General features: G+C 47.0%; 14 protein-coding genes. 8 read left to right on the forward strand and 6 right to left on the reverse strand.

What is annotated here, in order from left to right; translation table 11 throughout:
• Positions 1–18: 18 nt before the first annotated feature.
• Both RIH33_RS08560 and RIH33_RS08565 read right to left on the reverse strand, forming a co-directional pair.
• Entirely contained in the window at positions 19–2,214 is a 2,196-nt protein-coding gene (locus RIH33_RS08560) for an ATP-binding protein (RefSeq protein ID WP_406650477.1), read from the reverse strand.
• Positions 2,215–2,498: 284 nt separating this feature from the next.
• Complete coding sequence (locus RIH33_RS08565; protein WP_406650479.1) at positions 2,499–10,373, reverse strand: MBG domain-containing protein; 7,875 nt, start codon at positions 10,371–10,373, stop codon at positions 2,499–2,501.
• Between the two features lie 407 nt (positions 10,374–10,780).
• Here RIH33_RS08565 and RIH33_RS08570 point away from each other — a divergent pair, with 407 nt between their 5' ends.
• The gene (locus tag RIH33_RS08570) at positions 10,781–12,904 is read left to right on the forward strand and encodes an ATP-binding protein (RefSeq protein WP_406650480.1); all 2,124 of its coding nucleotides are present in this window, start codon (positions 10,781–10,783) and stop codon (positions 12,902–12,904) included.
• 64 nt (positions 12,905–12,968) lie between these two features.
• Complete coding sequence (locus RIH33_RS08575) at positions 12,969–13,691, forward strand: LytR/AlgR family response regulator transcription factor (protein WP_406650481.1); 723 nt, start codon at positions 12,969–12,971, stop codon at positions 13,689–13,691.
• A 23-nt stretch (positions 13,692–13,714) separates the two neighbouring features.
• Here RIH33_RS08575 and RIH33_RS08580 read toward each other — a convergent pair whose 3' ends face one another.
• Positions 13,715–14,557 (reverse strand): DMT family transporter, encoded by an 843-nt coding sequence (locus tag RIH33_RS08580; protein WP_406650483.1) that lies wholly within the window; start codon positions 14,555–14,557, stop codon positions 13,715–13,717.
• The gene (locus tag RIH33_RS08585) at positions 14,554–15,204 is read right to left on the reverse strand and encodes an ABC transporter ATP-binding protein (RefSeq protein ID WP_406650485.1); all 651 of its coding nucleotides are present in this window, start codon (positions 15,202–15,204) and stop codon (positions 14,554–14,556) included. Before RIH33_RS08585 ends, RIH33_RS08580 begins: the two co-directional genes overlap by 4 nt.
• Positions 15,205–15,413: 209 nt before the next feature.
• Here RIH33_RS08585 and sucC point away from each other — a divergent pair, with 209 nt between their 5' ends.
• Positions 15,414–16,625 carry an ADP-forming succinate--CoA ligase subunit beta gene (sucC, locus tag RIH33_RS08590; RefSeq protein ID WP_406650487.1) on the forward strand — a complete coding sequence of 404 codons (1,212 nt, stop codon included), beginning with the start codon at positions 15,414–15,416 and terminating at the stop codon, positions 16,623–16,625.
• Between the two features lie 87 nt (positions 16,626–16,712).
• Here sucC and RIH33_RS08595 read toward each other — a convergent pair whose 3' ends face one another.
• Together RIH33_RS08595 and RIH33_RS08600 are read right to left on the reverse strand one after the other, a co-directional pair.
• Positions 16,713–17,765, reverse strand: a complete 1,053-nt coding sequence (locus tag RIH33_RS08595) for a DUF4249 family protein (RefSeq protein WP_406650489.1) — start codon at positions 17,763–17,765, stop codon at positions 16,713–16,715.
• Between the two features lie 176 nt (positions 17,766–17,941).
• The gene (locus tag RIH33_RS08600; RefSeq protein ID WP_406650490.1) at positions 17,942–18,499 is read right to left on the reverse strand and encodes a DUF3575 domain-containing protein; all 558 of its coding nucleotides are present in this window, start codon (positions 18,497–18,499) and stop codon (positions 17,942–17,944) included.
• A 387-nt stretch (positions 18,500–18,886) separates the two neighbouring features.
• Here RIH33_RS08600 and ilvE point away from each other — a divergent pair, with 387 nt between their 5' ends.
• The 5 genes from ilvE to ilvC are packed head-to-tail and all read left to right on the forward strand — an operon-like array spanning position 18,887 to position 24,887.
• Entirely contained in the window at positions 18,887–19,777 is an 891-nt protein-coding gene (ilvE, locus tag RIH33_RS08605; protein ID WP_159582063.1) for a branched-chain-amino-acid transaminase, read from the forward strand.
• Position 19,778: 1 nt separating this feature from the next.
• On the forward strand, positions 19,779–21,455 hold the full coding sequence (ilvD, locus tag RIH33_RS08610) for a dihydroxy-acid dehydratase (RefSeq protein ID WP_406650492.1): 1,677 nt from the start codon (positions 19,779–19,781) through the stop codon (positions 21,453–21,455).
• A gap of 10 nt (positions 21,456–21,465) precedes the next feature.
• Positions 21,466–23,199 (forward strand): biosynthetic-type acetolactate synthase large subunit, encoded by a 1,734-nt coding sequence (gene ilvB, locus RIH33_RS08615; protein WP_406650494.1) that lies wholly within the window; start codon positions 21,466–21,468, stop codon positions 23,197–23,199.
• A gap of 19 nt (positions 23,200–23,218) precedes the next feature.
• Entirely contained in the window at positions 23,219–23,812 is a 594-nt protein-coding gene (gene ilvN, locus RIH33_RS08620) for an acetolactate synthase small subunit (RefSeq protein WP_406650495.1), read from the forward strand.
• Between the two features lie 28 nt (positions 23,813–23,840).
• Positions 23,841–24,887, forward strand: a complete 1,047-nt coding sequence (ilvC, locus tag RIH33_RS08625; protein WP_406650497.1) for a ketol-acid reductoisomerase — start codon at positions 23,841–23,843, stop codon at positions 24,885–24,887.
• The last annotated feature ends 6 nt before the right edge of the window (positions 24,888–24,893 follow it).

Genomic DNA, 24,893 nt, shown 5'->3' on the forward strand with positions numbered 1-24,893 from the left:
GTAATTTTAATGGTACTATCAGACTGAAGCCAATACGGCATATAGTTTTTCCTGCTCGATGGGTTTGAGTAAAAACCCATTGAAAAACTGTGCGGACTCATCACCAAATCCCACCATCACATCGGCAGTGAGGGCATAGATGGGGGTATTAACGTTGGGGTTGTCGGTGTTCCTTATTCGCTGGGAAGCTTCTATTCCATCCATACTAGGCATGTGGATGTCCATAAGGATACAATCGAAGACCTGGGACTCGGCCAACTTCACAGCTTCCTCGCCGTTTCGGGCATGCACGCTTTCCATACCCCAGTTGCCGAGAAGCTTCAGGGAAACCATCGCATTGATCATGTTGTCCTCTGCCAGCAAGATTGACTTGGGGTTGAGCTTCTTCCTTCTGATTTCGGTTTTCAAGCGGCGCGGCTCAGCTTTTTCCAGATAAAGGGTAAAATAAAAAGTAGCTCCATGACCCACCTGACTCTCCACATGAATATTGCTTCCGTGCAGTTCGATGAGCTTTTTCACAATGGCCAGCCCCAATCCTGATCCACCATACTTTTTGCTTTTGTGAAATTGCGGTTGGGAGAAACTATCAAACACCTCATGAATAAAGTCCTCCTCTATTCCTATTCCCGTATCCACCACACTGAACCTGAGCAGATCTTTATTGTTTTTCGTCTCTCCATACTCAATATTCAGGCTGACAGATCCTTTCTCGGTGAATTTGATTGCATTGCTCACCAGGTTGCCCAAAATCTGAGTGATGCGTGTTTCGTCTACCATATAAAAATCAGCTACCTGATCTGAAATGTGCATTTTCAAACTGATGCCCTTCTCTATGGCCATATTGCTATAGGTAAGGCGGATATTCTCCATTAGCCTTCTAAAGGCTACCGGTGATGGCTGTAGCCTCAGCTTACCCACATCCAGCTTGTTAAAATCCAGGATGTCGTTGATGATCCTCAATAGATTGTTGGAGGAAAAACTGAGTGAACTCAATAAGCTAACCTGATCCTCCCGGGCACTCTCCTGCAGCAACGAGGTAATTGTGGTCACTGCATTCAGGGGAGTCCTGATCTCGTGGCTCATGGTAGAGAGGAAGTCCTGCTTCATCTTGGAAGACTGCTCCGCTTTGTTCTTTTTATCCATGATTTCAGCCTTTTCGCGCTGATTCTCAGCATCCTTTTGCAGGCGCTCCATGGTGGTAATGGCATCATAGCTGTGGATAACTTTCTGGGTTTGCGCGCCTATGAGCACTTCTTTTTCTGTCACATAGTCTTCTATGTAGCCAAGCGCATTCTCAAAGTCCCCTCGCTCTTTGAAAATCCGATACAGGAGGTTATTACACTTAGATTTGATCACCACCAGATTATACAGCCCAGCAAAATTCAACGCCCCCTTCAGGGCCTCTATGGCTTTGTCAAGGTCACCCTCCTCATAGTACATGACCCCAAGCTTGTGATAACACATGCCTAACCCCAGTAACTCTCCGCTCTCCCTGTGCAGCCGTATGGCCTCCTGATAAGCCTCCTTAGCACGATTACCCTGCCCTTTTTTCACGTAGACTTTCGCCTTCCCGTATAGTGCGAATGCCAATCCCCGCTTGTCCCCCAACTCCTGCTTCATCTGAAATGACCGCTCAATTATCTGCTCTGCCTTTTCTGTGTTGTTTTGGTTCAGGTAAATTCCAGAAAGCGGGTTATAAGCGTCGGATTCCAGGTCTCTGGCGCCGATCCTTTTGGCCGCCTGCGCCGAGCGCTCGTAGGCCATGATGGCATTGCGCTCATCACCAAAGTACTCGTAAATCCCTCCGAGAAACTTCTGCACCCCGGCCAAATTATAGTAATCCTTTACGCGATTGTAGATATCCAGACAATCGAGCAGGTAGATAAGGCTCAGGTGGTAATTTTCAGTCTTATAATGGATCTCCGCCAGTTGGAATTTGCTGCGTGCAATGAGTTTCTCCTCACCCAGTACCTGATAAAGTCCAATGGCCTCACGGATATAGTGAATGGATTGATCGATTTCACCCAGGGCCTGGTGCATCTCAGAGAGCTTATACATACTTCTGGCCATCAGGCCGGTATCGTCCAGTTTCATGCTGAGCTCAAGCGCTCTACTGGCCAATCCCAAACCAATGTGCAAGTCAATGTCCTGCTGATTGGCCCTTGTCAGAAATTGTAAAACTCTTTTAGCATCTGTCAGGTCGGTGTAATACATTCGGTGGTCTGGCTGTTAGCAATCCTGAAAATACAAAATCCCCACCTTTTGGAATGCTTTCTCTGTAAAAAGAATTTGCAAAGTCGGTCTCCCAGGAAAACACACTCCATCATACCGTTTTGAATAAACATCCGGTGAGGCCTTGCTCCTCTTGATTTTTTGCAGCTGCTCTAAAACAACAAAGCCCTTCTGCATACACGCAGAAGGGCTTTGTGATTTCAAAAAAAACCAGCCCCCTCGGGGCTGGTTGGAGCAGACTCTGAGAGCCTGCCCCCGCCTTAGTATCATTTTTTAATCAGTCTAAAAACCTGACCTTCTACCTTAATCAGGTAAATGCCAGCAGGTAACTCACCAACCTCCATCTGTTGATTGGTTACGCCCGATCTTAGCAGATGACCTACCGCATCGTAAAGCTCCAATGGTTTCGATTCGGTAGTTTTTACCATCACAAAATTCATGGCCGGATTGGGGTACACCTCAATCAGCCCTGCCTTGTCAACACCCAGTATCGGTTCGCCCGCTTCGATAGTCAGCACCCCATTGATGAGCACAAAAGTATAGTTACGATCTTCCTCTGCTGTCAATACAATGGGGTATTCCCCGGGCAGACTCGAAGGAGTTGCTGTGGTAGAAGCCACCGGCTCCTTCTGGAGCGCAGCTTTGGTATCACCATTCACAAATCCTGAATACGTCATCGCCAGCACTGGAATAAGATCACCTTCTGTGATCACCACATCATGAGCGGTCACTGTCAGGGAGGCTTTCCCCACAGTCAATTCCGCACCTTGATATTGAACATCATAGTTGGCACCAGCTGACACACTGCCAAGGCCAATCGCATACACGCCCACATCCTCCCCGGATTCTCTTGTCAAAACTCCTGAGAGTACATCCTCCCCTATCAATACTCCTTCGGTAATCGAATAGGTCAGTGCAGGATCTGACTCGCCATAGACTTTTGACCTGGCATCAGCAGTCACAGTAAGAGGTGCCTGATCAATAATAAATTCGGCACTTTGATACTGAACATCATAATTGGCCCCAGCTGACACAGTACCTAAACCAATCTGGTATACACCAGCATGCTCACCGGCTCCTCTTGTCAAAGCGCCTGAGAGTGCATCCGCCCCTATCAATTCGCCTGTAGTAATCGAGTAGGTCAATTCGGGATCAGCCGCTCCGTAAACTTTTGATTTGGCATCAGCGGTCACCCCTATACTGGCCTGACCGATGCTTAGAGCAGCCGATTCAAACTGAAGTTCATAGTTAGAGCCGGCCGATAATGTTCCCTGATTGATCGGGTACAGCCCCACATTTTCGCCCGCTTCTCTTTCCAGTGAACCAGAGAGCGCATCTTCACCTACCAGATTTCCTTCGGTGATCACATAGTCCAGTTCAGGATCTACCGCTCCGTATACTTTTGTCTGATCATTGGCACGGACAGTAAGCCCTTTTGAACCCACAATCAACAATCCATCAGTGTAGCTGATCAGATAATTCGTGGCTGCAGCCCCTGAGACAGTGATGGCATATTCGCCGACAGAACTCTCCGTTGTGGCTGCGGTGACCACCATAGCAGGACTGCTAAGCACGGTTGCGTCCTCCTCTTTCACAAAACCCAGGTAACTCATGGTTAAGACCGGGTTCTCCTCTCCATACACCTTGGATGCATCATCAGCCGTAATCAACAGGTCGGCCTGTAGGACAGTCAATGCACCACTGACATAGGTAAACTCATAGTTGTTATCCTGTGCATCCTCGTTGGCGAGCAGCACATGGCCCCCTGCGTCCAATACCTCAGTAGAGGACATGGCACCACTACAAGGTGTATCGATGGCTGCCAGGTCATCTCCGTTGACAAAGCCGGCATAGCTCAGAGTGTAAACAGGTTCTTCAGCTCCATAAGTCATCTCAGCATCATCAACTGTCAGCTCCAGCATCGCCTTGCCGATGGTCATTACCTGCTGCACGGTAGCAGCCGCATCATAGATGTCCTCATCACCTGTCTGCACAGCGTTGATGGTCACACTGCCAGCTCCAGTCACAGTGGCGCTTGTCCCACTAATGGCTACAATAGACTCATCGGAGCTGGAAAAAGAGACTTCCAAGCCAGACGATGCCGATGCTACCAACTCAAATGCCTCGTCCCCATAGACCTTCACATAGGTGGTATCAAAAGTAATCTCCTGTTCGAGCAAACTCACATTCACGGTAAACTTGTCTGTGATTGAACCACCTAATGGATCGGTAGCAGTCAACGAAATTACAGATGTACCCACAGTCAGCTGGCCAATGGTCAGCACCGTGCCAGACAGACTCACTTCAACTACTGCATCAGAGCCATTCGTCATTGCATAAACCAGCTCCTGACCTTCAGGATCTTCAAAATTGGACGCTATATCCAGAGTTAGTATTTCAGAAACTCTGGTCAATTCCACGTCAGCGAGAGGTATCGCCACGGGATTTGCATTCACATTGATCTCGAATTTCTCTGTGGCGGTATTTCCGGTAGCATCACTGGCGGTGATTACAATGGATGACTGACCGTATCCTGTTTCTGTGAGCACCAGGTTTCCATCCAGAATGTCAGCAGCAATTGCAGATTCGTTTGAGTTACTTACCGAGAGACTCAGCACATCGCCTTGTGCATCTGCAAATACATCACTCACATCTATAGAAAGTGACTCAAACCCTTCATTTAGCTGCAAGTCATCCAGAAAACGATCGACAATGATCCCTTTGACAGAAAGTGAAACCGGTGCCTTAACGACTCTATTGACAGGGTCATTGCTCAAAATGGCCAGTGGCAATTCGAAATCTCCGTTAAAAGTTGAATTTGGATTGAAGGTGATCAGCACAGTCGCAGATTTGCCAGGAGCAATCACTCCATCGGTATCCGAAAAAGAAACGGCGTTGTACTCAGGGCCAAACGCCACCTTTCTTCTGTATGAAAAGCCACCGCCATTACCATCTGAGGTCCAGCTGTCCCAGCTGATATCATAGAACTGATCAGATTTGATGTCATGCATAGAAAATGTTTTACCAGGCTGCTCATCCGGTGGGTATGCGACATCCCTCCATCTACCATAATCATTCGCCTCAACCCTAATAGCAGGCCCTGACCCAGGCCCATCACCCAGCCATTCGGTTCCCTTTGGAGACTCATAGCTGGACCTGTTGAATTGAGTTTCAAGCGCAGCATTGAAAATACCCCGCTCATTTTGTCTCGTGATCCACAGGTGGTCCGCGATTCTATCCTGAAACTCTTCGAGTTTATAATCTGCATAATCCGGCTTCAAAAATGAAATCTCCTCCCCATAGACACCCAGCGACCAATTCAGGTCAAAATCTCCACTATTGGATATGGTGACGGATCTGGTGATCGTTTCGCCAAAAAACAGCGAGGCTTTAAGACTCGGTTTCGCCAAAGTGATGGTGGCCGCTGTGGCACCAGAACCCGAAACACCCACTTCGAATGTTGGATTGACAGCATCATCTGTGGTGATGGTGATGATACCACTGAAATCACCTGACGAGGAGGGATTGAAAACCACCTCTACCGTTTTGGTTTCATTGGCCTTTATACGTATATCCTCGGCCCCCACGGTAAACGCGGGATGGTCAGAAGATAAACTAATCACTCCACTGGATGAACCCGTATTGGTGATGGTTATTTCCTGATAAGATTCATCACCTATTGGGGATACCCCAAAAGCCAACGCCTCCTCAGCCACCGACAAGGCCGGAGCTCCAAGCACAGTGATTTTAGCGACCACTTTTTTGGATTGGGCCAGGGCATTGTGCATAATGGTATACTCCTGATAATGCATCCCGGCATCCAAACCGTCTGCACTGACACTCAATTGAACTATTTCCTCATCGCCTGGAAGGATTTCGCCTGCATTCGGAGAAATGCCGCCAGCCTCAGCATAGTAAAATGCCAACACTCCATAGTAGTTGTATTTGGTAAACAGAAAGTCAAAGTAACGATCCTCCTCTACCAGATACAGAGATACCACTTCACCCGGAAGGTTATTGAAATCGTAACCTATCCCATAACTCACAGTATACCAATCAGATAAATAGTTGTTGGGCAGGAGATTTTTGGAATAGCCCAGCGCCCATTTGATGGAAGTCGGGTAATACATATAACTGCTGGATTCCTTGATGTTGAAAGGCCCATTAGAGCCATTTCGGGTAATCGACACCTTATCACTTAAACGAAGCTGATTTGCTTCCAGCTTGTAATCGGTCAGTTCATCCATCTCAAAGAACCCAGCCCAAAAGCTCCACTCCAGGTTGGTACCTCCGGTATTGGAAAGGGTAATGGGCTTTTTAACCAGCCCACCACTTATCATGGTCACGGCTATGGTGTCAGCACTTACTATCAACTCTGGTCCATAAAAACCCGCTGCAGAAACCGCCAGATTGATGACAGACTCATCGGCATCATTGCTGGTAATGGTGATGGTACCTTCGTAAGCCAATTCAGCTTCCGGCGTGAAGGTCGGATAAACGAACCTGGAGCTACCCCCACGTATCACAAACGAGGCGCTTTCAAAAGTAAACGCTTCATTGTCCGAACTCAAAGTGATTTCCAAGTCAGCACCACCAATGTTATTGATTTCTATTCCGGTTTCCGGAGTGTGACTTATTCCGATAGGAAAAGAACCCAAATCCACAGGATCCAGTCCCACTTCAATCTCAGGCTCACCATCCACGTGCAGCTTGAAAGTGACAAGTTGCTCCGGGTTATTGGGGTCATTGGTGGCGATCCTGTAAGTAAATTCATGATCCCCGGCTGTGGTATTCAATGCACTAAAGTTAAGCGGAACTTCTACAGACTCCCCGGCTTCCACCACGCCTTCCATAAACTCCATACCCAGCCATTTAACTCCTTTGCGTCGTTCATAGGCAAAACCGCCTCCTCCTCCATCATCACCAGATGTCCAATTGGTAAAATGAAAGTCGTAATACAAATCATCGGCAATCATATGGATGGAAACCGTGGCACCATCTCTTAGGTCACCACCATCCCAGAAATCAGTAAAGTAACTGTATTCAGTAGACTCATAAGTGGATGGTCCATTACCCCACTCAAATGTCTGGGAGACCCGAGTGTACTCATCTGCCTCCAAAATATTGAAAAGTCCCCGCTCATTGGCACGGGTCAACCATACATGATCGGTAATTCTGTCCTGAGAGGATGCCTCAGTAGGTAAAGCAAAATTCTCCTTTTCGAAAAAAACATCGTAGGGCACAGTCCACTCCATCTGCCCCAATCCATTGTTTTCAATAGTAAGGTATTGTAAGGAACTGCTACCATACTGGAGGGTATCATAGAATACCACCTCGGTCATGGCAAAAACTGGTTTGTCCAAAATTTCCCCAGTGATCTGGATGGTAAATTCCGAATGATCAGGGTCATTGGTAGTCAGTGTGAGAATGGCAGTAATGGGCCCTGAAACCGATGAATTAACTGTCACGGGAAGCTTGTATGAAGCCCCCGCCGCCATTGAAAAACCTTCTGAACTTACCTCAAAACCGGCGTTATCAATAGCTGCAGCAGTAATATCCAGCACATCCGACCCAGTACTTCTGATGTTTAAATCAAAGGTTTTGGACACTCCCTGAACAGAAGACCCAAAATCGTGAGACTGATCGGTCTCAGAAATATCCGGAGTACCTGTGGTGGTAATGGTTATTGGCACCACGGCCGAAGGTAAAAGCGGATCGTTGGATTCCACAGTAACCGATCCCGAATAAGTACCCGCAGGCATATTGGCGTTCACATTGATGACCGCATAGTCTGTCAAGCCTGCTCCAGTGGAAGTTGGCAGTACCTCTCTGCGCACATACGAATAACCTCCCGGGGAGTAAGTGGAATAATTATCCGCTGTCCAGGAAATGAAATCCAGGTCAAAAAACCTCTCTTCAGATGGAATATAGATGGAAACTGTCTTTCCTGGTAGGTCGCTCGCATTGCTTACGGCACTCGGAAAGTAATTGACATAGTCTTCCTTACTCAGGTATTGGGCAGAACCCATCGCGTACCCGATTTGAACACTACTATTGTAGTTAACCATGTTATTAAACATGTTACGTGCCAGCGAGACGTTTGCCGTCAGACTGTCCCGGTATTGCGGTAAGTTGATGTTCACGTTTTCTGGCTTTTCAAAAAATACATCGAGCTCGGGGTTATACTTATATTCCGGGCCGATCCACTTGAATACCTCATAGCGGGTGTAAGACAGTCCGCCACCGTCTTCGCAGCACGTCCATGAATCAATGTGCAGATCAAAGTACCTATCCTCCGACGGAATGTAAATTGAAAGTATCTGTCCGGGCAGGTCACTGGCGCCTGTGTTTACCGCAGACCTGAAGTTACTCTGGTATTTAGAGGGAACATTGTCCTTAGCTGATTCCAATGCATATAATATGGGCTCAGAAAGGTAGTTATATACGCCGCCGTTATTGCCTCTGGTCAGCTCCACATTAGGCGTGAGCCGGTCACGGTTCTGCGATAAAGACACGTCCGCATAGTTCTTCTTTTCGAAAAAAGATCCACCTGATGAGACCACTCCGGCAACCGAGAAATCCCATATCAGATCTGATGTTCCGCTGTTGAAAATCGTCAAACTGTCCTTGGTGCTCTCTCCCTGACTCAAATCAAAATTGAACACAGTTTGAGCAATCGACAAAACTGGTGCTCCTATAGAAGTAGCAGATATACTGACATAAAGTGAGTCTTCTGCAGCGTCGCTCACGATTAGCAGTTCACCCACATGGGAGCCAGCGGACTTGGGGATAAATTTCATCGGCACAGACACGCTGGTGCCTGGTTTAACGGTGAACGTTTTCCTGGTGGGAGAAAAAACAGGGTTATCACTGGAAATATCTGTGATGTGCAAATCGGCAGTTCCTGTAGAATGAAGCATCAAAGTACCGGTAGAGGATACTCCGGCGTATGTTTCTGTAAATACAGGTGCGGTATAGTCCAGTGTCGCACTTCCGTCCACAGCCGTACTCAGCTGAAGGGTCACCTTCGGTCGGTCAGGATCATTGGATGTAATAACAAACGGCCATTGATAAGTCCCCTCGTTACATACACCAAAGGTAATGGTATACTCAGCCGACGCTCCTGGTTCGATAGAACCACTCAACGCGCTGAAGCTGGCGCACATTCCTTGTGAATTGCTGGCCGTGGTCCCGCTCCAGTTAAGCGTAGAACTCCCGTGATTAGAAAGGGTAAACACCCTCTCCACAGGCCCATCAGCATTGTTCATTGCTACGGAAATAGTAGACTCAGACACCACTATTTGTGCTGCAGGGAGTACCTCCAGTTTCACCACAACCGTGGTGACTGGCTGGATGGGGTCATTGCTCACAATGTCAACATGTCCATAATGGATCCCTGATTCCAATCCCGCATCACTTATCAGGACATTCACAGTCTTACCAGAACCCGCAGCTATCTCACCAGTAAAGGGAGCTGTCAGGCTGTAATAAGGAAGCATCTCTCTTCTGATATAGGTAAAGCCACCACCTGTTTTTCCACCGCTCCATTGCTGCATGTAAACGGAATAGTATTTGCTGGCAGTGCCATTCGCAAAATCAATTTTCAGTGTAGCCGTATCTCCCACCAGGGACTGAGGATCGTTGCCATGCATGGTATTGAAGTTGGTAAAATCCTCTGCCGACACCTGATTGACCGTGCCCAGTGCCCAGGAAGTACCTTCCGGTGAACTCCCCTCCGAGGCTACTTCACTTTTGGCGTTGAACAAACTTTTGGTTTCATCTCTGGTCAGCCAGACATGAGGTGCAATCCGATCCTGATTGGCCGGGAGAAGCCAGTTGGCATAATTGGCTTTCGTAAATACCACAGCCTTGCCGGCACCATAGGGATCGCGCTCCATGTAGGAGTCGATCACCAACGGGGCATCTCCGGCATTCGTGATACTGAAAGATACTGCTGCGGTCGCTTTTGATTGAATCACGACAGAAATAGTATCTGTGGAAACAACTAATTGCTGCTGAGCGGTAGCCATCGAAGCTCCAGAAAGGAGGATGGTCACAAGACATAACGCCTTCCACAACACACGCGCAAATCCGGGTCTTTTACCCGGTTCGGCTAGAAATAAATGGTAAACTTGATTCATAGAATTTATTAGAGAATAGAAAAACCTTGATTTTGAATTTGGATGATGATGAACTCGTTTTATGGGATTCGAAATCCCATTATTACAGGTGATCTCATGACTGATGGCTTGAATAGCATTTGTTTGAGCGTATGAATTGGTCATTCTGACCATAAAGAAGATCATTTGGCCAATCGCCCTTGGGTTTTTGTCCACGAATGCCGTGCTTTGTGGCGCCAACAATAGAATTCATGTCGCGAACCTGGCCGCCCCATCCCGACATATTTCAAAAAAGGACAAACGATAACAGATGAAACCAGCTCATTGGCAAGCCGCTGGATAATTGTATGGGGTACCCGAAAAAGCTACTGCTTTTAATTGTTCTAATCCTCACTTTTCACTTCAGCGGCTTTGGTCAAAGCCACCGGATGGACAGCATAAAATCAGTCATCCATCATACAGCCACGGCAGATAGCACACGCATAATTTTTTTGCTGGATTTGGCCGAGTATTACCGCCAAACCCGGATACCCGACTCCACGATCTTCTACGCCGAATGGGCGTTATCACTCCCGGAGCAGTCTCGTAAGTACCATCAACATATTCAGGCACTGCGCCTGATGGGGGCATCCTACGTCATCAAAAACGACTATCCAACGGCTCAAACCTATTTAGACCAGATCGTTCCGGAGGAAGCAACATCAGACAAGCCGACCCAAATGGAAATGGCCAATGCGCTCAATTACAAAGGCATCGTGGCGGGATATCTGGGAGACTTCAAGCAATGCATTCGTTATTATGAAGAATCGCTGATCATGCATAAGGCATTGGAGGACTCCAATGCCATCGCCGGCAGGTTGACCAACCTCGGAAACGTACACATGCGACTGGGTAATTACCCGGCTGCCATCAGTTCCCTTTTCGAGGCATTCAACTATCTCAATGAACACGGTAGCGAAACCCGGGCCATCCTCAATCTCAATCTTGGTGAGTGTTATATCCTCCTGGAAGACTATGAGAAAGCCAGACAACAGGCACAAAAAGCACTGGAAGGATTCAAAAGCAGTACCCAGTCACCGGTGGGTATCTCTGAGAGTCACTACATCCTCGGCAATGTGTATTCAAAAATGGGCCTTCAGGATTCCTGCATTCTTCATATTAACAGGGGTGTCTCTGTAGCACTCAGGGCCAACGACGGAGATCGGGTGGCTGAGGGGCATTACTATTTGGCACTTCACTATCAAAGCAACGAGGAATGGAATAAAGCTGTCGAGAATGCCATGATTACCTATCAGCATTTTGAAGAGGTGAAGTCTCCACGCAGATATGTTGCCGCATTGTTGGTTTTGTCGGAGGCTTATAGGAAGCTTCAGGAAACCCAAAAATCACTCTCACTGGCCGAAAAAGGACTCTCCCTCACCCGTGAACTTCAACTAAAAGGCACAGAAAAAGATTTTCTGATTCTATTATCCAGGCTCTACGCTTCACAGAACAAATTCTCCACAGCCTACCAGCTCAGCCTGGAATACTCCGCTGTGAAAGATAGCGTACTGAATCAGGAAAAAACCCGACAGATTGCCAGCATAGAAGCGCTTTATGAAAACGAGAAAAGGGAACAGCAACTGGCTCTGGCTGTTGCCAGGCAAAAAGCTGCACAGTCCAGGCTGGAAGAGCGTAAAACCCGGGAACTCTTTCTGATCGCAGGGCTAATGATGACCATGGTAGTACTCGCTTTGGGTATTTTTCTCTACGTCACCTTGCGGCAAAACAAAAAAGTGGTGGATGATCAAAACACCAGACTTCAGAACCTGATCGGGACAAAAGATCGCTTTTTCAGTATCATAGGGCATGATCTCAGAGGCCCCATCACCTCCTTCGCGGGCATCAATAACCTGATAAAATGGTACATAGAAAAGAAAGATGAGAAGAAACTAAGAGAGCTTGGTGAAAACATTTCTAAATCCGCCGAGCAGCTGGACACCCTCCTTAATAACCTCCTTAACTGGGCCATGGCTCAAACGGAAGGCCTCCCTTATCACCCTGAAAGCTTCTTACTGGAACCACTTATCAGCGAGATAGAGGCGCTGTTTAAAAACCAGCTGAAAGGAAAAAACATCACGCTGGTGGTTAAAATAACCGAACCCATCTGGGTGCTGGCAGATAAAAACGCACTGCTGCTGGTGTTGAGAAATCTGGTTTCTAATGCACTCAAATTTACCGCCGAAAAGGGTTCTATTGAGATCGTGTGCCTGCAGGAAGAGGAGCAGGTGATCATCAAGGTGCAGGACTCCGGGGTTGGTATTCCTAAGGAAAAACTGAAGACCCTCTTTGAGTTGAACGAAAGCAAGTCCACCTTTGGCACCTCCAATGAAAAAGGCACCGGGCTCGGACTCATCCTATGTAAAGAATATGTATCACTCAATAAGGGAACAATTACAGTGAACAGCCATCCGGGTGCTGGCACCGTGTTCACTTTCACATTGCCAGCATATCGGGTTACAGAGGGTGAGCCTGCCATTGCAGATTTCAATAACCCTGAAAAACGACTTTGACATACTTTTTTAACACCTAAACAATCGGTCACCCCCCGGGTTTGCCTTTGTACCCAAAAGCAATATGTCCAACATCAGAATACTCTCCGTAGAAGACGATCCGATATACGCAGAAACCATACGGTTCACAGTAGAGCAGGCAGGCTACCAGATCATAGACGTACTGGCAGACGGCAGGGATGCCCTGCGCATCATCGAATCCACCAAACCGGACCTGCTGCTGCTGGATATCCAGATTTCGGGACCTTACAATGGGATAGAACTGGCAGGTAAACTGGACCAGGCCATTCCTGTCATATTCGTCACCTCGCTGCGTGAGCGGGCCATATTCGAACAAGCAAAGAAAACCAGGCCTTTGGCTTTCATTCTCAAACCCTTTGACCCGCTCATGTTGACCAACACCATCGAACTGGCGGTGGCTGATCTTGCCGGAGAGAAAAAGGATGTCTGGAAAGAAAAAGACGTGATGCTGTCAGACAGCTTTTTCATCAAGGAAAAAAATGTGTTGGTAAAAGTGATGGTCAGGGACATCCTTTATATCAAGTCTGAAGACAAATATTGCATCCTTCATACCCAAAAAAGAAAGTACGTCATCCGCATTTCCCTGAAGGACTTACTGGCTAAAGTCCCTTCAAATTTCATGCAGGTACACAGGTCTTACGTGGTGGATACCCATCGCATCAGTCAGATCATTCTGGAGGACTTTATGCTCTATATAGAAGGCGAACCTGTACCCATAGGCATGTCATATAAGGATCAGGTGCTTTCTCAAATCAAAAAACTATAAAGGTCATTTCGTGGGTCATCGCTTCAATTTTTCTTGAAGACCACATTGCCAACAACACCTGCCAGCACCAGCCCCATGCCCACATAGGTCATCAGGTTAAATGTCTCATCAAAAAGAAGCCAGCCAAACCCCAGCGCATACACGATACCCACGTAATTGAGGATTGAAACCTTGGAAAGCTCTGCCGACTGGTATGATTTGGTCATGAAAAACTGGGCGATTTGTGTACACAGACCCACCGCGAGAAGTACCAGCCAGTCCCAGCCCACAGGCTGTACCCACACCATCACAGACCACAAACCAGCAACGGGCAGCATAACTAGAGGAAAATAGAAAATGATCACCAGTGGGTGCTCGGAGGTTTTTAGCATTCTGATAAAATTATAGGCTAACCCCATGAATAAGGAGGCCCCCACGCCCATGAGTAGATGTAATGTGGAAATACGCGGATCAAAACCCTGCACCACGACCACACCGGCAAAGCTTATCGCAAAGAAGACCCACTGCCAGGACCTCACCTTTTCTTTGACCAAAAAAATCCCAAGAATTGCCGTGAAGATCGGAGCCAGGTACTGAAGAGTGGAGGCAGTAGCCAGCGGTATTTGCTGCAGCAAACTGAAGTAGGTAATCAATGCGATGGCCCCTGTCACCCCCCGTAGAAGCAGGATTGGCTTGTTATTTCCCCATACGCTCACCTGCTGTCTGGTCAGATAGAAGACACTGATCACCAGAGAAATAACCGAACGAAAAAGGATAATTTCGATGGCCGGAATGTGTGGAATCAGCTTCACGCACACCTTCATCAATGTGAAGGTAAAAGTGGCCAGCAGCATGAACCTTACGCCAGCTGATAACCGGGCCCTCACAGGATCACCCCATCTTCGATCTCCAGCTTTCGGTCAGCCATTTCGGCCAATTCTTTATTGTGGGTCACAATCACAAAAGTCTGATTGAGCTCCTTTCTCAAATCAAAAAAGAGCTGATGCAGCTCATCTGCATTTTTGGAATCCAGGTTTCCGCTAGGCTCATCTGCAAACACAATAGACGGATCATTGATGAGTGCACGTGCTACGGACACACGCTGCTGCTCGCCTCCGGAGAGTTCGCCCGGTTTGTGATCTTTCCGCTCCAGCAGTCCGAGAAGCCCCAGAAGTTCCAGAGCTCTGCGTTTAATCTCAGCCGTTGACCGCTTGGCGATCAGTCCCGGGATCATCACATTTTCAAGCGCTGAAAACTCCGGCAGCAGGTTATGAAACTGAAAAATGAATCCGATGTGTTTATTTCTGAACCCGGCCAGTTTCTGCTGATTGAGCTGAAAAACATCGGTATCGCTGATGAAAATCTTTCCCTTCTCAGGCGAATCCAATGTACCCAGTAAATGCAGCAATGTGCTCTTTCCTGCACCGGAAGCTCCAACGATAGAAACGATCTCACCCTCCCTGATGTGGAGGTCTATCCCCTTGAGGACGGGCAGCTTGCCATACGCCTTATAAATGCCTTCAGCTTTTAGCATGGCGCAAATATAGAGATGTTCTTTTGTTGATTGACTTCTGTGGATGGTTTAGTCTATCTCAACCAATCGTATCTTTCCTTGCCCGGACGCAAATGGGCAAATGAACATCCCCTATAACCTCAGAATGTCTATTAACCATTGAACTTTCAATCACTTTAGGTTGAATAAGCAAGCCGTTTGCCGTAGATTCGCAAGAAAATTCAGACAGCATGAACATCCACGAATATCAAGCTAAAGAGATATTGAAAAGCTATGGTGTAACCATCCAGGAAGGAATCGTAGCTGATACCCCAGAAAAAGCCCACGAAGCAGCCAAAGAACTCAATAGAGAGACAGGCACAGAATGGTATGTGATCAAGGCGCAAATCCACGCTGGTGGACGCGGTAAGGGCAAGATCAACGAAACCGGATCCAATGGAGTGGTATTGGCAAAAGGTTTGGCAGAAGTAAAGCCAAAAGCGGACGCCATCCTGGGCGGCACACTGGTGACACACCAGACCGGAGCGGAAGGCAAAAAAGTAAATAAGATATTGATTGCTCAGGATGTATACTACCCCGGTGAGTCTGAGCCTAAGGAATACTACCTGTCTATCCTGCTGGATCGTGCAAAAGGATGCAATGTCATCATGGCCTCTACAGAAGGCGGTATGGATATCGAAACGGTTGCTGAAGAAACTCCTGAGAAGATCGTAAAAGAATGGATTGACCCGGCTGTCGGGCTGCAGGGATTTCAAGCCAGAAAAGTGGCATTTGCTCTTGGACTGGAAGGTCAGGCTTTCAAAGAAATGGTCAAGTTCATCTTTGCCCTTTACAAAGCGTACGAGGCTACGGACAGTTCTCAGTTTGAGATTAACCCTGTACTCAAAACCTCAGACAACAAAATTCTGGCAGTGGACGCCAAGGTAAACGTGGATGACAATGCACTGTATCGCCACAAAGACATTGCCGAAATGAGAGATCTTTCGGAAGAGGATCCTTTGGAGGTAGAAGCAGGACAGAATGGACTGAACTATGTGAAGCTTGACGGAAACGTGGGCTGCATGGTGAACGGTGCTGGTTTGGCCATGGCCACTATGGACATCATCAAATTGTCAGGCGGTGAGCCTGCCAACTTCCTGGATGTAGGAGGTGGGGCCAATGCACAAACGGTAGAGGCAGGTTTCAGAATCATCCTGAAAGATCCTAACGTAAAAGCCATTCTCATCAACATCTTTGGTGGAATCGTGAGATGTGACCGGGTAGCCAATGGAGTGGTGGAAGCTTACAAAAACATTGGCGAGATCAATGTACCCATCATCGTACGTCTGCAAGGTACCAACGCCGAAGAAGGTGCTAAGATCATCGAAGAGTCAGGCCTGAAGGTCACGTCTGCCATCGTGCTGAAGGATGCCGCTGAGAAGGTAAAACAAGTACTGGCATAACGAATAAGACTGTAAGACAAGCCTGGCCCAATCAGCCAGGCTTTTTTTGTGCCAATTAAGATGAAAGTACACATTCTAAAGTACCCTCTATTCCACCCGCTCGTATAACCTGGGCCTTTCAAAACTCCCTCCTATATTTTCACAATTGAAACATCGCGTATCATTGTAATATCCACAAACTTCGTTGACTGGAAATTCAATTTGATTCGGGTAGATCGCCAGTGCCATTGTATCTATATAAACTGCTCTTAAGTAGCCATTTACCCGGTCTTCAAGGGCAGATTCATTGTAATACAAATTACCCCGTAGCCTGCCCCTTGGCTTATCGAAGATTGAGCCCACATTCTCAATTAATTCCTCCATATCTATTAAAAAAGAGAAATATCCCTCAGAAACTGATTGCTGATAAATCAAAAAAACATGTTTTCGGAGAAAGGTTTCATCAATATCTCGCTGAATAAAGTGTTCCTTTGAATAAACCAGTTCTGATCCAATCGTCGGTTGCAGCAACTCCAATTGACCAAGACCCAAATCACCATAATGATAACAGGGAGGTGGTGGTTGAAATGGATAAATTTGATTCTTCTGGAGATACTGATACAGTTCATCAGCTGTCCAGTAAAGAAACAGTGGCTGCTTCACCAGAGGAATCTGAGCTCGCATTTTAAAATCCAGTATCTTCTTTTTAGTGTCTATCCCCAACGAGGAAGTTTCAGTTAACCACACCTCCTTCCAGTCAATTTCAACACTAACATCGCTTCGCATGGGCAATGTATCTGGTTCACTAAAAATCTCGGTACCGTCGTTAAGCAGCACACTGATCCTGTACGCACCACCGGACACCCCCCTCACAATTAAGCCGGGGCAAACATACCGGCCGATTTCAGAAGACAGACACGGCTCACAATTACCCAAATGATCATAAAGGTTCACTTCCGCTCCGAATACAACCGCACGGTCAGTGGAGTTTATCCTCGACCGCTCCACATCTACATAATAAGGTCCCGGCCCCTGATGTATCAAACCCGAAATCACCAATTCAGTTTCTGACCCGCGCCCAGAGAAATTCAATTCATAAGGCTCTTCACAACCGAAAAAGCAGCAAATGAGAATTGAAAATAAATAAACGATACTTTTCACACCTAACTTTTCTTTAAAAAGAAACGTATTTTAAAGTTACAAAAATTCCAATTATCCATTACATGTAATCAAATAGATGCCGTTTCATAAACTGAGTTAAGCATTGTTAACATCAAACAAAAAAAAGGCTTCCAGATTCGCTGGAAGCCTTTTTTTTGCGTTACTCAGTTGGGTAATTAGAATGCGTAACCGATCGCAAAGTGCAATTCCGGGCTAAAACCCTGAAACAGATTTTCATTATCAAAATCATCTTCGCTACCCTCTTTGACTTTCAGGTTAAAATCTGAGTATTTGCCACCAAAAGCCAGGTCCATTACAAAGTTCTTGCGCTTGCCCATCAGCCACTGAAAACCGGCCTTGGCACCAAATCTATAGGCATTCAGACTCCCTTTGAAGTCTTCATCGTCATTCTTCAGGGTGAAATTATTATACTTCATAAACGGAGCCAGATAAAACCCATCAAGGGCTTCCTTAGTCACATAAAACCGGTACTCAGGCAGCAAGCCAAGTCCTGAAAATGATGTGCCATCAGATGAATAGCTAAAGAAGGAAACACCCAGCTGAGCTGAGCTGGCATCACCAAGTTTGCGCTCGTAATTGATCTTACCCAGCCCAATAATTAAACCCAGTGGGTTAGCTTTCAACGTGTTCTTCTTGTCCGGTGCATCCTGTGCTGATACTGTGGCAACTCCGAATACTGCAATGAGAAAAAATGAGGTTAGAACCTTTTTCATAAGTATATAAGTTTGTTTGGCGGGAGGGAAACAAATGGCGTGCCAGACCCGCTATCAATACACTACACATCGTAGATAAAAAACCCCATTAATGCCATTTTAACAGCATTAAAGACCACTCTTTATAAATGAATCTGGTTTGATGTCGTAATTATTATCATTTCTGTAAAAAAATCAGGGAGGTAGGTTGTCAATTTGCTGGCTTATATATTAGCTTTGATTTCGAATAATGAAAAGAATAAACCTAAATATTGTCATTGTACCAATTATTATTCTGGTCACCACTGTGATTAGGAATGGGAATGGCTGTGTTTAGCAGAAAATATAAAATAAACACAAAGCGCCATTCCTTACTCGGAATGGCGCTTTTTTTTAATCAAATTGACTATGTACTACGACGATCGTACAGAAGTATTTTTGGATGGGGAATGGATCAAGGCCAAGGACGCAAAAGCCAGTCTTTTTGATCAGACCCTTCACTATGGCACAGGCGTTTTTGATGGCTTGAGGTCATATAACAATGGTAATGGGTTCAATATTTTCAAACCGGCCGAGCACTTCAAAAGACTGCACAAGGCCGCTGAAAAGGTTTTCCTGAAAATCCCCTATCCCATCGAAGACCTCATCAAAATAGCCTACGACCTGATAGACAGAAACAACCTGACCAATGCCTATATCAGGCCTTTGGTTTTTGCCGGACCCAATATGATCCTGGCACCCTCTAAGGAATCACACTTTTTCATGACCGCATGGAAATGGGCCAAATACCCCGGATACGAGCCACTCAACACCATGATCTCGTCCTACCTGAAGCCTAGCCCAAAATCTACCGTGGTAGACGCCAAAATCGTAGGAAACTACTCCGCCAATACCCTGGCATCCGCTGAAGCCAAACGACTGGGCTACGATGAAGCCATCCTACTGGATCACAACGGGCACCTTGCCGAAGGGCCTGGCAGCAACATCTTTTATGAAAAAAACGGAGAACTCTTCACACCCAAACTGGGCAACATCTTCCCCGGGATCACCAGAAGCACTGTGCTGGAGATTTGCGAAGAACTCAAGGTGAAGGTCACCGAAAAAGACATCACTCCCGAAGAATTTTACAAAGCTGATCACGCTTTTTTCTGTGGCACCGCCACTGAGATCACTCACATCAGTTCTGTAAATGGAGAAAAATTCAAAAAAGAGTGGGAAGGTTCCATCGGACACAACCTCCACTTGATCTACCAACAAAAAGTAATGTTTGACGAGTACCAGGGACTCACGATTGTATAAAATGGCGCAAGAACTCAACACTTTTAGCAAAGTAATCACGCAAGATCCTACACAGCCTGCCTCGCAGGCACAGCTCTATGCTACAGGCCTCACTGAGGAAGACATGGACAGAGCTCAGGTGGGCATCGTATCCACAGGCTTTGAGGGCAACCCGTGCAACATGCACCTCAACATCCTCGCCCATCAGGTGAAAAAGGGTGTAAGAGAAGCTGACCTGGTGGGTCTTATTTTTCACACCATTGGTGTCAGTGATGGTATTTCCAATGGTACCGTAGGGATGAAATACTCTCTCATTTCTCGCGACATCATTGCCGACTCTATCGAGACTGTGGTCAATGCCCAGTTTTATGATGCTGTGGTGCCTGTAGTGGGATGTGATAAAAACATGCCGGGAGCCATCATGGCCCTCGGAAGGCTCAACAGACCCGGACTGATGGTCTACGGAGGCTCTGTAAAGCCCGGAAAATGGAAAGGCGAAGACCTGAACATTGTATCGGCTTTTGAAGCTTATGGTGCCAGAATGCAGGGCAGCATGTCCGATGAAGACTACAAAGGCATTATCAAAAACTCCATCCCCGGGCCGGGAGCCTGCGGAGGCATGTACACTGCCAACACCATGGCATCAGCCATTGAGGCCATGGGCATGAGCTTGCCTTTTAGCTCTTCCAACCCTGCCGTGAGTGATGAGAAACAAACTGAAACTCAAAAAGTGGGGGCAGCTATCAGAAACCTGCTGGAGAAAAATATTCTACCAAGAGACATCATGACAAAAGAGGCATTTGAAAATGCCATTACCACTGTGATGATACTGGGTGGCTCTACCAATGCGGTACTTCACCTCATTGCCATGGCCAGATCAGTGGATGTCAACATCGGATTGGACGACTTTCAGCGAATCAGTGACAAGACCCCTTTCCTTGCCGACCTGAAACCTAGTGGCCGGTTCCTCATGGAGGACCTGCACATGATTGGCGGAGTACCCGGTGTATTGAAGCTTTTGCTGAAGGAAGGCTACCTTCATGGCGACTGTATGACGGTCACAGGCAAGACACTGGCCGAAAACCTGGCTGAGGTTCCGGATCTGCACGATGATAAAGGACTGATGTACAGCTTTGATAAACCAATCAAAGCCAAGGGACACCTTCAGATTCTCTATGGCAACCTGGCTCCAGAAGGAGCCGTGGCCAAGATCACCGGCAAAGAAGGAGAGGTATTTGAAGGACCCGCCCGAATTTATGAAGATGAATTTGATGCCATTCGCGGCATACAGGAGGAAGTACAAAAAGGAGAGGTCATTGTGATCAGATACTCAGGGCCCAAAGGGGCACCCGGAATGCCGGAAATGCTCAAACCTACGGGTGCGGTGATGGGCAAAGGCCTTGGCAAAGACGTTGCACTGATCACCGATGGCCGGTTCTCAGGCGGATCGCATGGTTTTGTGGTGGGTCACATCACCCCGGAAGCTCAGGAAGGGGGCCCGCTGGGGTTGATTCAAAACGGTGACATCATCCGCATAGATGCCATCACCAACAAACTGGAAGTGAAGCTTTCGGATGAAGAGTTGGAGGCCCGAAGAAAGTCCTGGAACAAGCCGCCATATAAGGCTACCAAGGGCATATTAAGGAAATATATTAATTCAGTAAAATCAGCCTCAGAGGGTTGCGTAACTGATGAATAAACATAAGACTATGAATTCACCATCTTTAGCGGTAGAGAAGGAGCCCAAACAGTCCACGATCAAGGTATCGGGAGCAGAGGCGGTTTTATTGTGCCTGATCGAAGAAGGAGTTGATGTCATATTTGGCTATCCCGGAGGTGCCATCATGCCTATTTATGATGCGCTGTATGGTTATGCCGACAAGCTCAACCACATTCTGACCAGACACGAGCAAGGTGCAGCGCATGCTGCACAAGGATATGCCAGAGTCAATGGACGTACCGGAGTCTGCTTTGCAACCTCAGGTCCCGGAGCGACCAACCTCATCACCGGCATAGCCGATGCGCAAATCGACTCTACACCTTTGGTGGCCATTACCGGCCAGGTGCCTTCACACCTTTTGGGCACGGATGCCTTTCAGGAAACCGACGTGGTAGGCATCTCCATGCCTGTCACCAAGTGGAACTATCAGGTGACACGGGCGGAAGAAATCCCTGAAGCCATAGCCAGGGCCTTCTATATTGCCGGCACAGGCAGGCCAGGTCCCGTATTGGTGGATATCACCAAGGATGCACAGTTTGGTGAATTTGAGTTCAGCTATAAGAAATGCACCAAAATCAGAAGCTATCACCCTTATCCCATATTGGAAGAAGATAAGATAGCCGATGCTGCCAAAATCATCAATGAAGCCAAAAAACCATTTCTGTTGGTAGGGCATGGCGTGTTGATCTCGGAGGCTCAAAAGGAACTCCTTGCTTTTGCAGAAAAAGCCAATATCCCAATGGCCTCTACCTTGATGGGACTCTCTGCAGTACCAGTGAACCATCCACTCTATGTGGGGTATCTGGGCATGCATGGTAACTATGGGCCAAACATCAAAACCAACGAGTGTGATGTGATGATCGCCATAGGAATGCGCTTTGACGACCGGGTAACCGGTGACCTGAAAAAGTACGCACGCCAGGCCAAGGTCATTCACATAGAAATAGATCCGGCTGAGATTGATAAAAATGTAAAAACTACGGTGGCCATCAACGCAGATGCCAAGCAGGCGCTGCAATCATTGATTAAGCAGACGGAGTCCAACAACCACGAGGCATGGATTGCAGAATTCAGGGCATGCGACAAGCTGGAAGAAGAGAAAGTAACTAAAAAGGAGAAATTTCCTACGGAAGGCCCCATTTTGATGGCTGAAGTCATCCGAATGATTTCTGACAAGACAGAAGGTAAAGCGGTGATAGTAACCGACGTAGGTCAGCATCAGATGGTAGCCAGCCGCTACTATGAATTTGCAGACACCGACTCCAATATCACTTCGGGTGGATTGGGCACGATGGGCTTCGCCCTGCCCGCCTCTATGGGTGCACAGGTAGGCCGCCCGGACAGAATGGTCATTGCAGTGATCGGTGACGGTGGATTTCAGATGACCATACAAGAGCTGGGTACGATCTATCAGAACAATCTGCCAGTGAAAATCCTCATTCTCAACAATAACTTCCTGGGAATGGTACGTCAGTGGCAACAGCTCTTCCATGACAGAAGATATTCTTTCACCGAGTTGACCAACCCTGACTTTCAGAAAATCACTGAAGGCTACGGCATCAAAACCAACAAAGTAGTGGAGAGAGCCGCACTGAATGCAGCAATCGACGAATGGCTGGCTGACGAAGGCCCTACCCTGCTGGAAGTAGTGGTAGAGAAAGAAGAAAATGTATTTCCAATGGTGCCATCAGGAGCCTCAGTATCTGACATCAGATTAGAGTAACCCATTTAATAAACAAACCATGTCAAACTCTATATATAGCGAAGACAGCAGTGAGAAAGTGGAAAAAGACTTCACGCTTTCGGTCCTTACCGAAGACAAGGCGGGGCTCTTGAACCACATCACCATCATTTTCACCAGGCGGAAAATGAACATTATCAGCTTGAATGTATCCACCACTGAGGTAGCGGGAGTATCCCGGTTTACCATTGTGCTGCATTCCACCCGCGAAACCATCGAAAAAGTGGTGAAGCAGATCAGAAAGCTCATTGATGTGCTCGGTGCCTTTGTCTACGAAGACAGTGAGATCTACTATCAGGAAATAGCCCTTTACAAAGTGCCCACCAAGGTGTTTTTGAATGGGAGCAAGATAGAAGACCTGGTGAGAAACAGCGGCGCACGCATACTCGTGATCGAAGAGGATCACATCATCATAGAAAAAACCGGTCACAAGAAAGACACGCATGACCTTTACAAAAAACTCGAGCCCCATGGTTTGCTGGAGTTTGTGCGGTCCGGAAGGGTGGCCATTTCAAAATCAAAAAGAAAGACCGAGGCCTACATCAAGCAATTGGAGGATGCCCCGTCACATTATTTAAGCATAAAAGATTTTTAAACTTATTTTATTACAAACAAACAAAACAATGGCGAAAATCAATTTTGGAGGTGTAGAAGAGGAAGTAGTAACAAGAGAAGAATTTCCTTTATCAAAAGCTCAGGAAGTACTAAAAGGTGAGACAGTAGCAGTATTGGGCTACGGCGTGCAGGGTCCTGGTCAGGCACTCAACCTCAAAGACAATGGCATCAACGTGATCGTTGGTCAGAGAAAAGATTCTAAAACCTGGGACAAGGCAGTAGCCGACGGATGGGTACCAGGTGAGACACTTTTCGAACTGGAAGAAGCTTGCGAAAGAGGCACTATCCTTCAGTTCTTACTTTCAGATGCTGGTCAGATAGCACTTTGGCCTACCGTAAAGAAATACCTTACTCCAGGAAAAGCACTTTACTTTTCTCACGGATTTGGGGTGACTTACAAAGAAAAAACCGGCATTATTCCTCCGGCAGATGTAGATGTGATCCTGGTAGCCCCTAAAGGTTCAGGAACTTCACTCAGGAGACTTTTTGTAGAAGGAAAAGGGCTTAACTCCAGCTTTGCCATCCACCAGGATGCTACTGGAAAAGCCAAAGACCGGGTAGTGGCTTTGGGAATCGCAGTAGGATCAGGATACCTGTTCGAAACCGATTTTTACAGAGAAGTTTCTTCTGACCTGACTGGTGAAAGAGGTACATTGATGGGTGCTATTCAGGGAATCTTCCGTGCACAGTACGAAGTGTTGAGAGCCAATGGTCACTCACCTTCTGAGGCTTTCAACGAAACGGTGGAAGAAGCTACTCAGTCTCTTTATCCGCTGATCGCTGAGAATGGCATGGACTGGATGTATGCCAACTGCTCTACCACTGCACAAAGAGGTGCTTTGGATTGGATGGGACCTTTCTATGAAGCTACCAAACCAGTTTTTGAAAAACTCTATAAGTCAGTGACCGATGGCATAGAAGCTCAGAAATCTATCGACAGCAACTCTCAGCCAGACTACAGAGTAAAACTGGAAGCAGAATTGAAAGAATTGGAAGAATCTGAAATGTGGCAGGCCGGCAAAGCTGTAAGAAAGCTGCGTCCTGAAAACAGTTAATTAATA

It is taken from the genome of Marinoscillum sp. (genome assembly GCF_040222955.1).
GTDB lineage: Bacteria > Bacteroidota > Bacteroidia > Cytophagales > Cyclobacteriaceae > Marinoscillum.

Bases quoted from the DNA above. Each gene is read 5' to 3' on its own strand.
- RIH33_RS08560 (WP_406650477.1), bottom strand. From the start codon at position 2,214: ATGTATTACACCGACCTGACAGATGCTAAAAGAGTTTTACAATTTCTG.
- RIH33_RS08565 (WP_406650479.1), bottom strand. From the start codon at position 10,373: ATGAATCAAGTTTACCATTTATTTCTAGCCGAACCGGGTAAAAGACCC.
- RIH33_RS08570 (WP_406650480.1), top strand. From the start codon at position 10,781: ATGGACAGCATAAAATCAGTCATCCATCATACAGCCACGGCAGATAGC.
- RIH33_RS08575 (WP_406650481.1), top strand. From the start codon at position 12,969: ATGTCCAACATCAGAATACTCTCCGTAGAAGACGATCCGATATACGCA.
- RIH33_RS08585 (WP_406650485.1), bottom strand. From the start codon at position 15,204: ATGCTAAAAGCTGAAGGCATTTATAAGGCGTATGGCAAGCTGCCCGTC.
- sucC (WP_406650487.1), top strand. From the start codon at position 15,414: ATGAACATCCACGAATATCAAGCTAAAGAGATATTGAAAAGCTATGGT.
- RIH33_RS08600 (WP_406650490.1), bottom strand. From the start codon at position 18,499: ATGAAAAAGGTTCTAACCTCATTTTTTCTCATTGCAGTATTCGGAGTT.
- ilvE (WP_159582063.1), top strand. From the start codon at position 18,887: ATGTACTACGACGATCGTACAGAAGTATTTTTGGATGGGGAATGGATC.
- ilvD (WP_406650492.1), top strand. From the start codon at position 19,779: ATGGCGCAAGAACTCAACACTTTTAGCAAAGTAATCACGCAAGATCCT.
- ilvB (WP_406650494.1), top strand. From the start codon at position 21,466: ATGAATTCACCATCTTTAGCGGTAGAGAAGGAGCCCAAACAGTCCACG.
- ilvN (WP_406650495.1), top strand. From the start codon at position 23,219: ATGTCAAACTCTATATATAGCGAAGACAGCAGTGAGAAAGTGGAAAAA.
- ilvC (WP_406650497.1), top strand. From the start codon at position 23,841: ATGGCGAAAATCAATTTTGGAGGTGTAGAAGAGGAAGTAGTAACAAGA.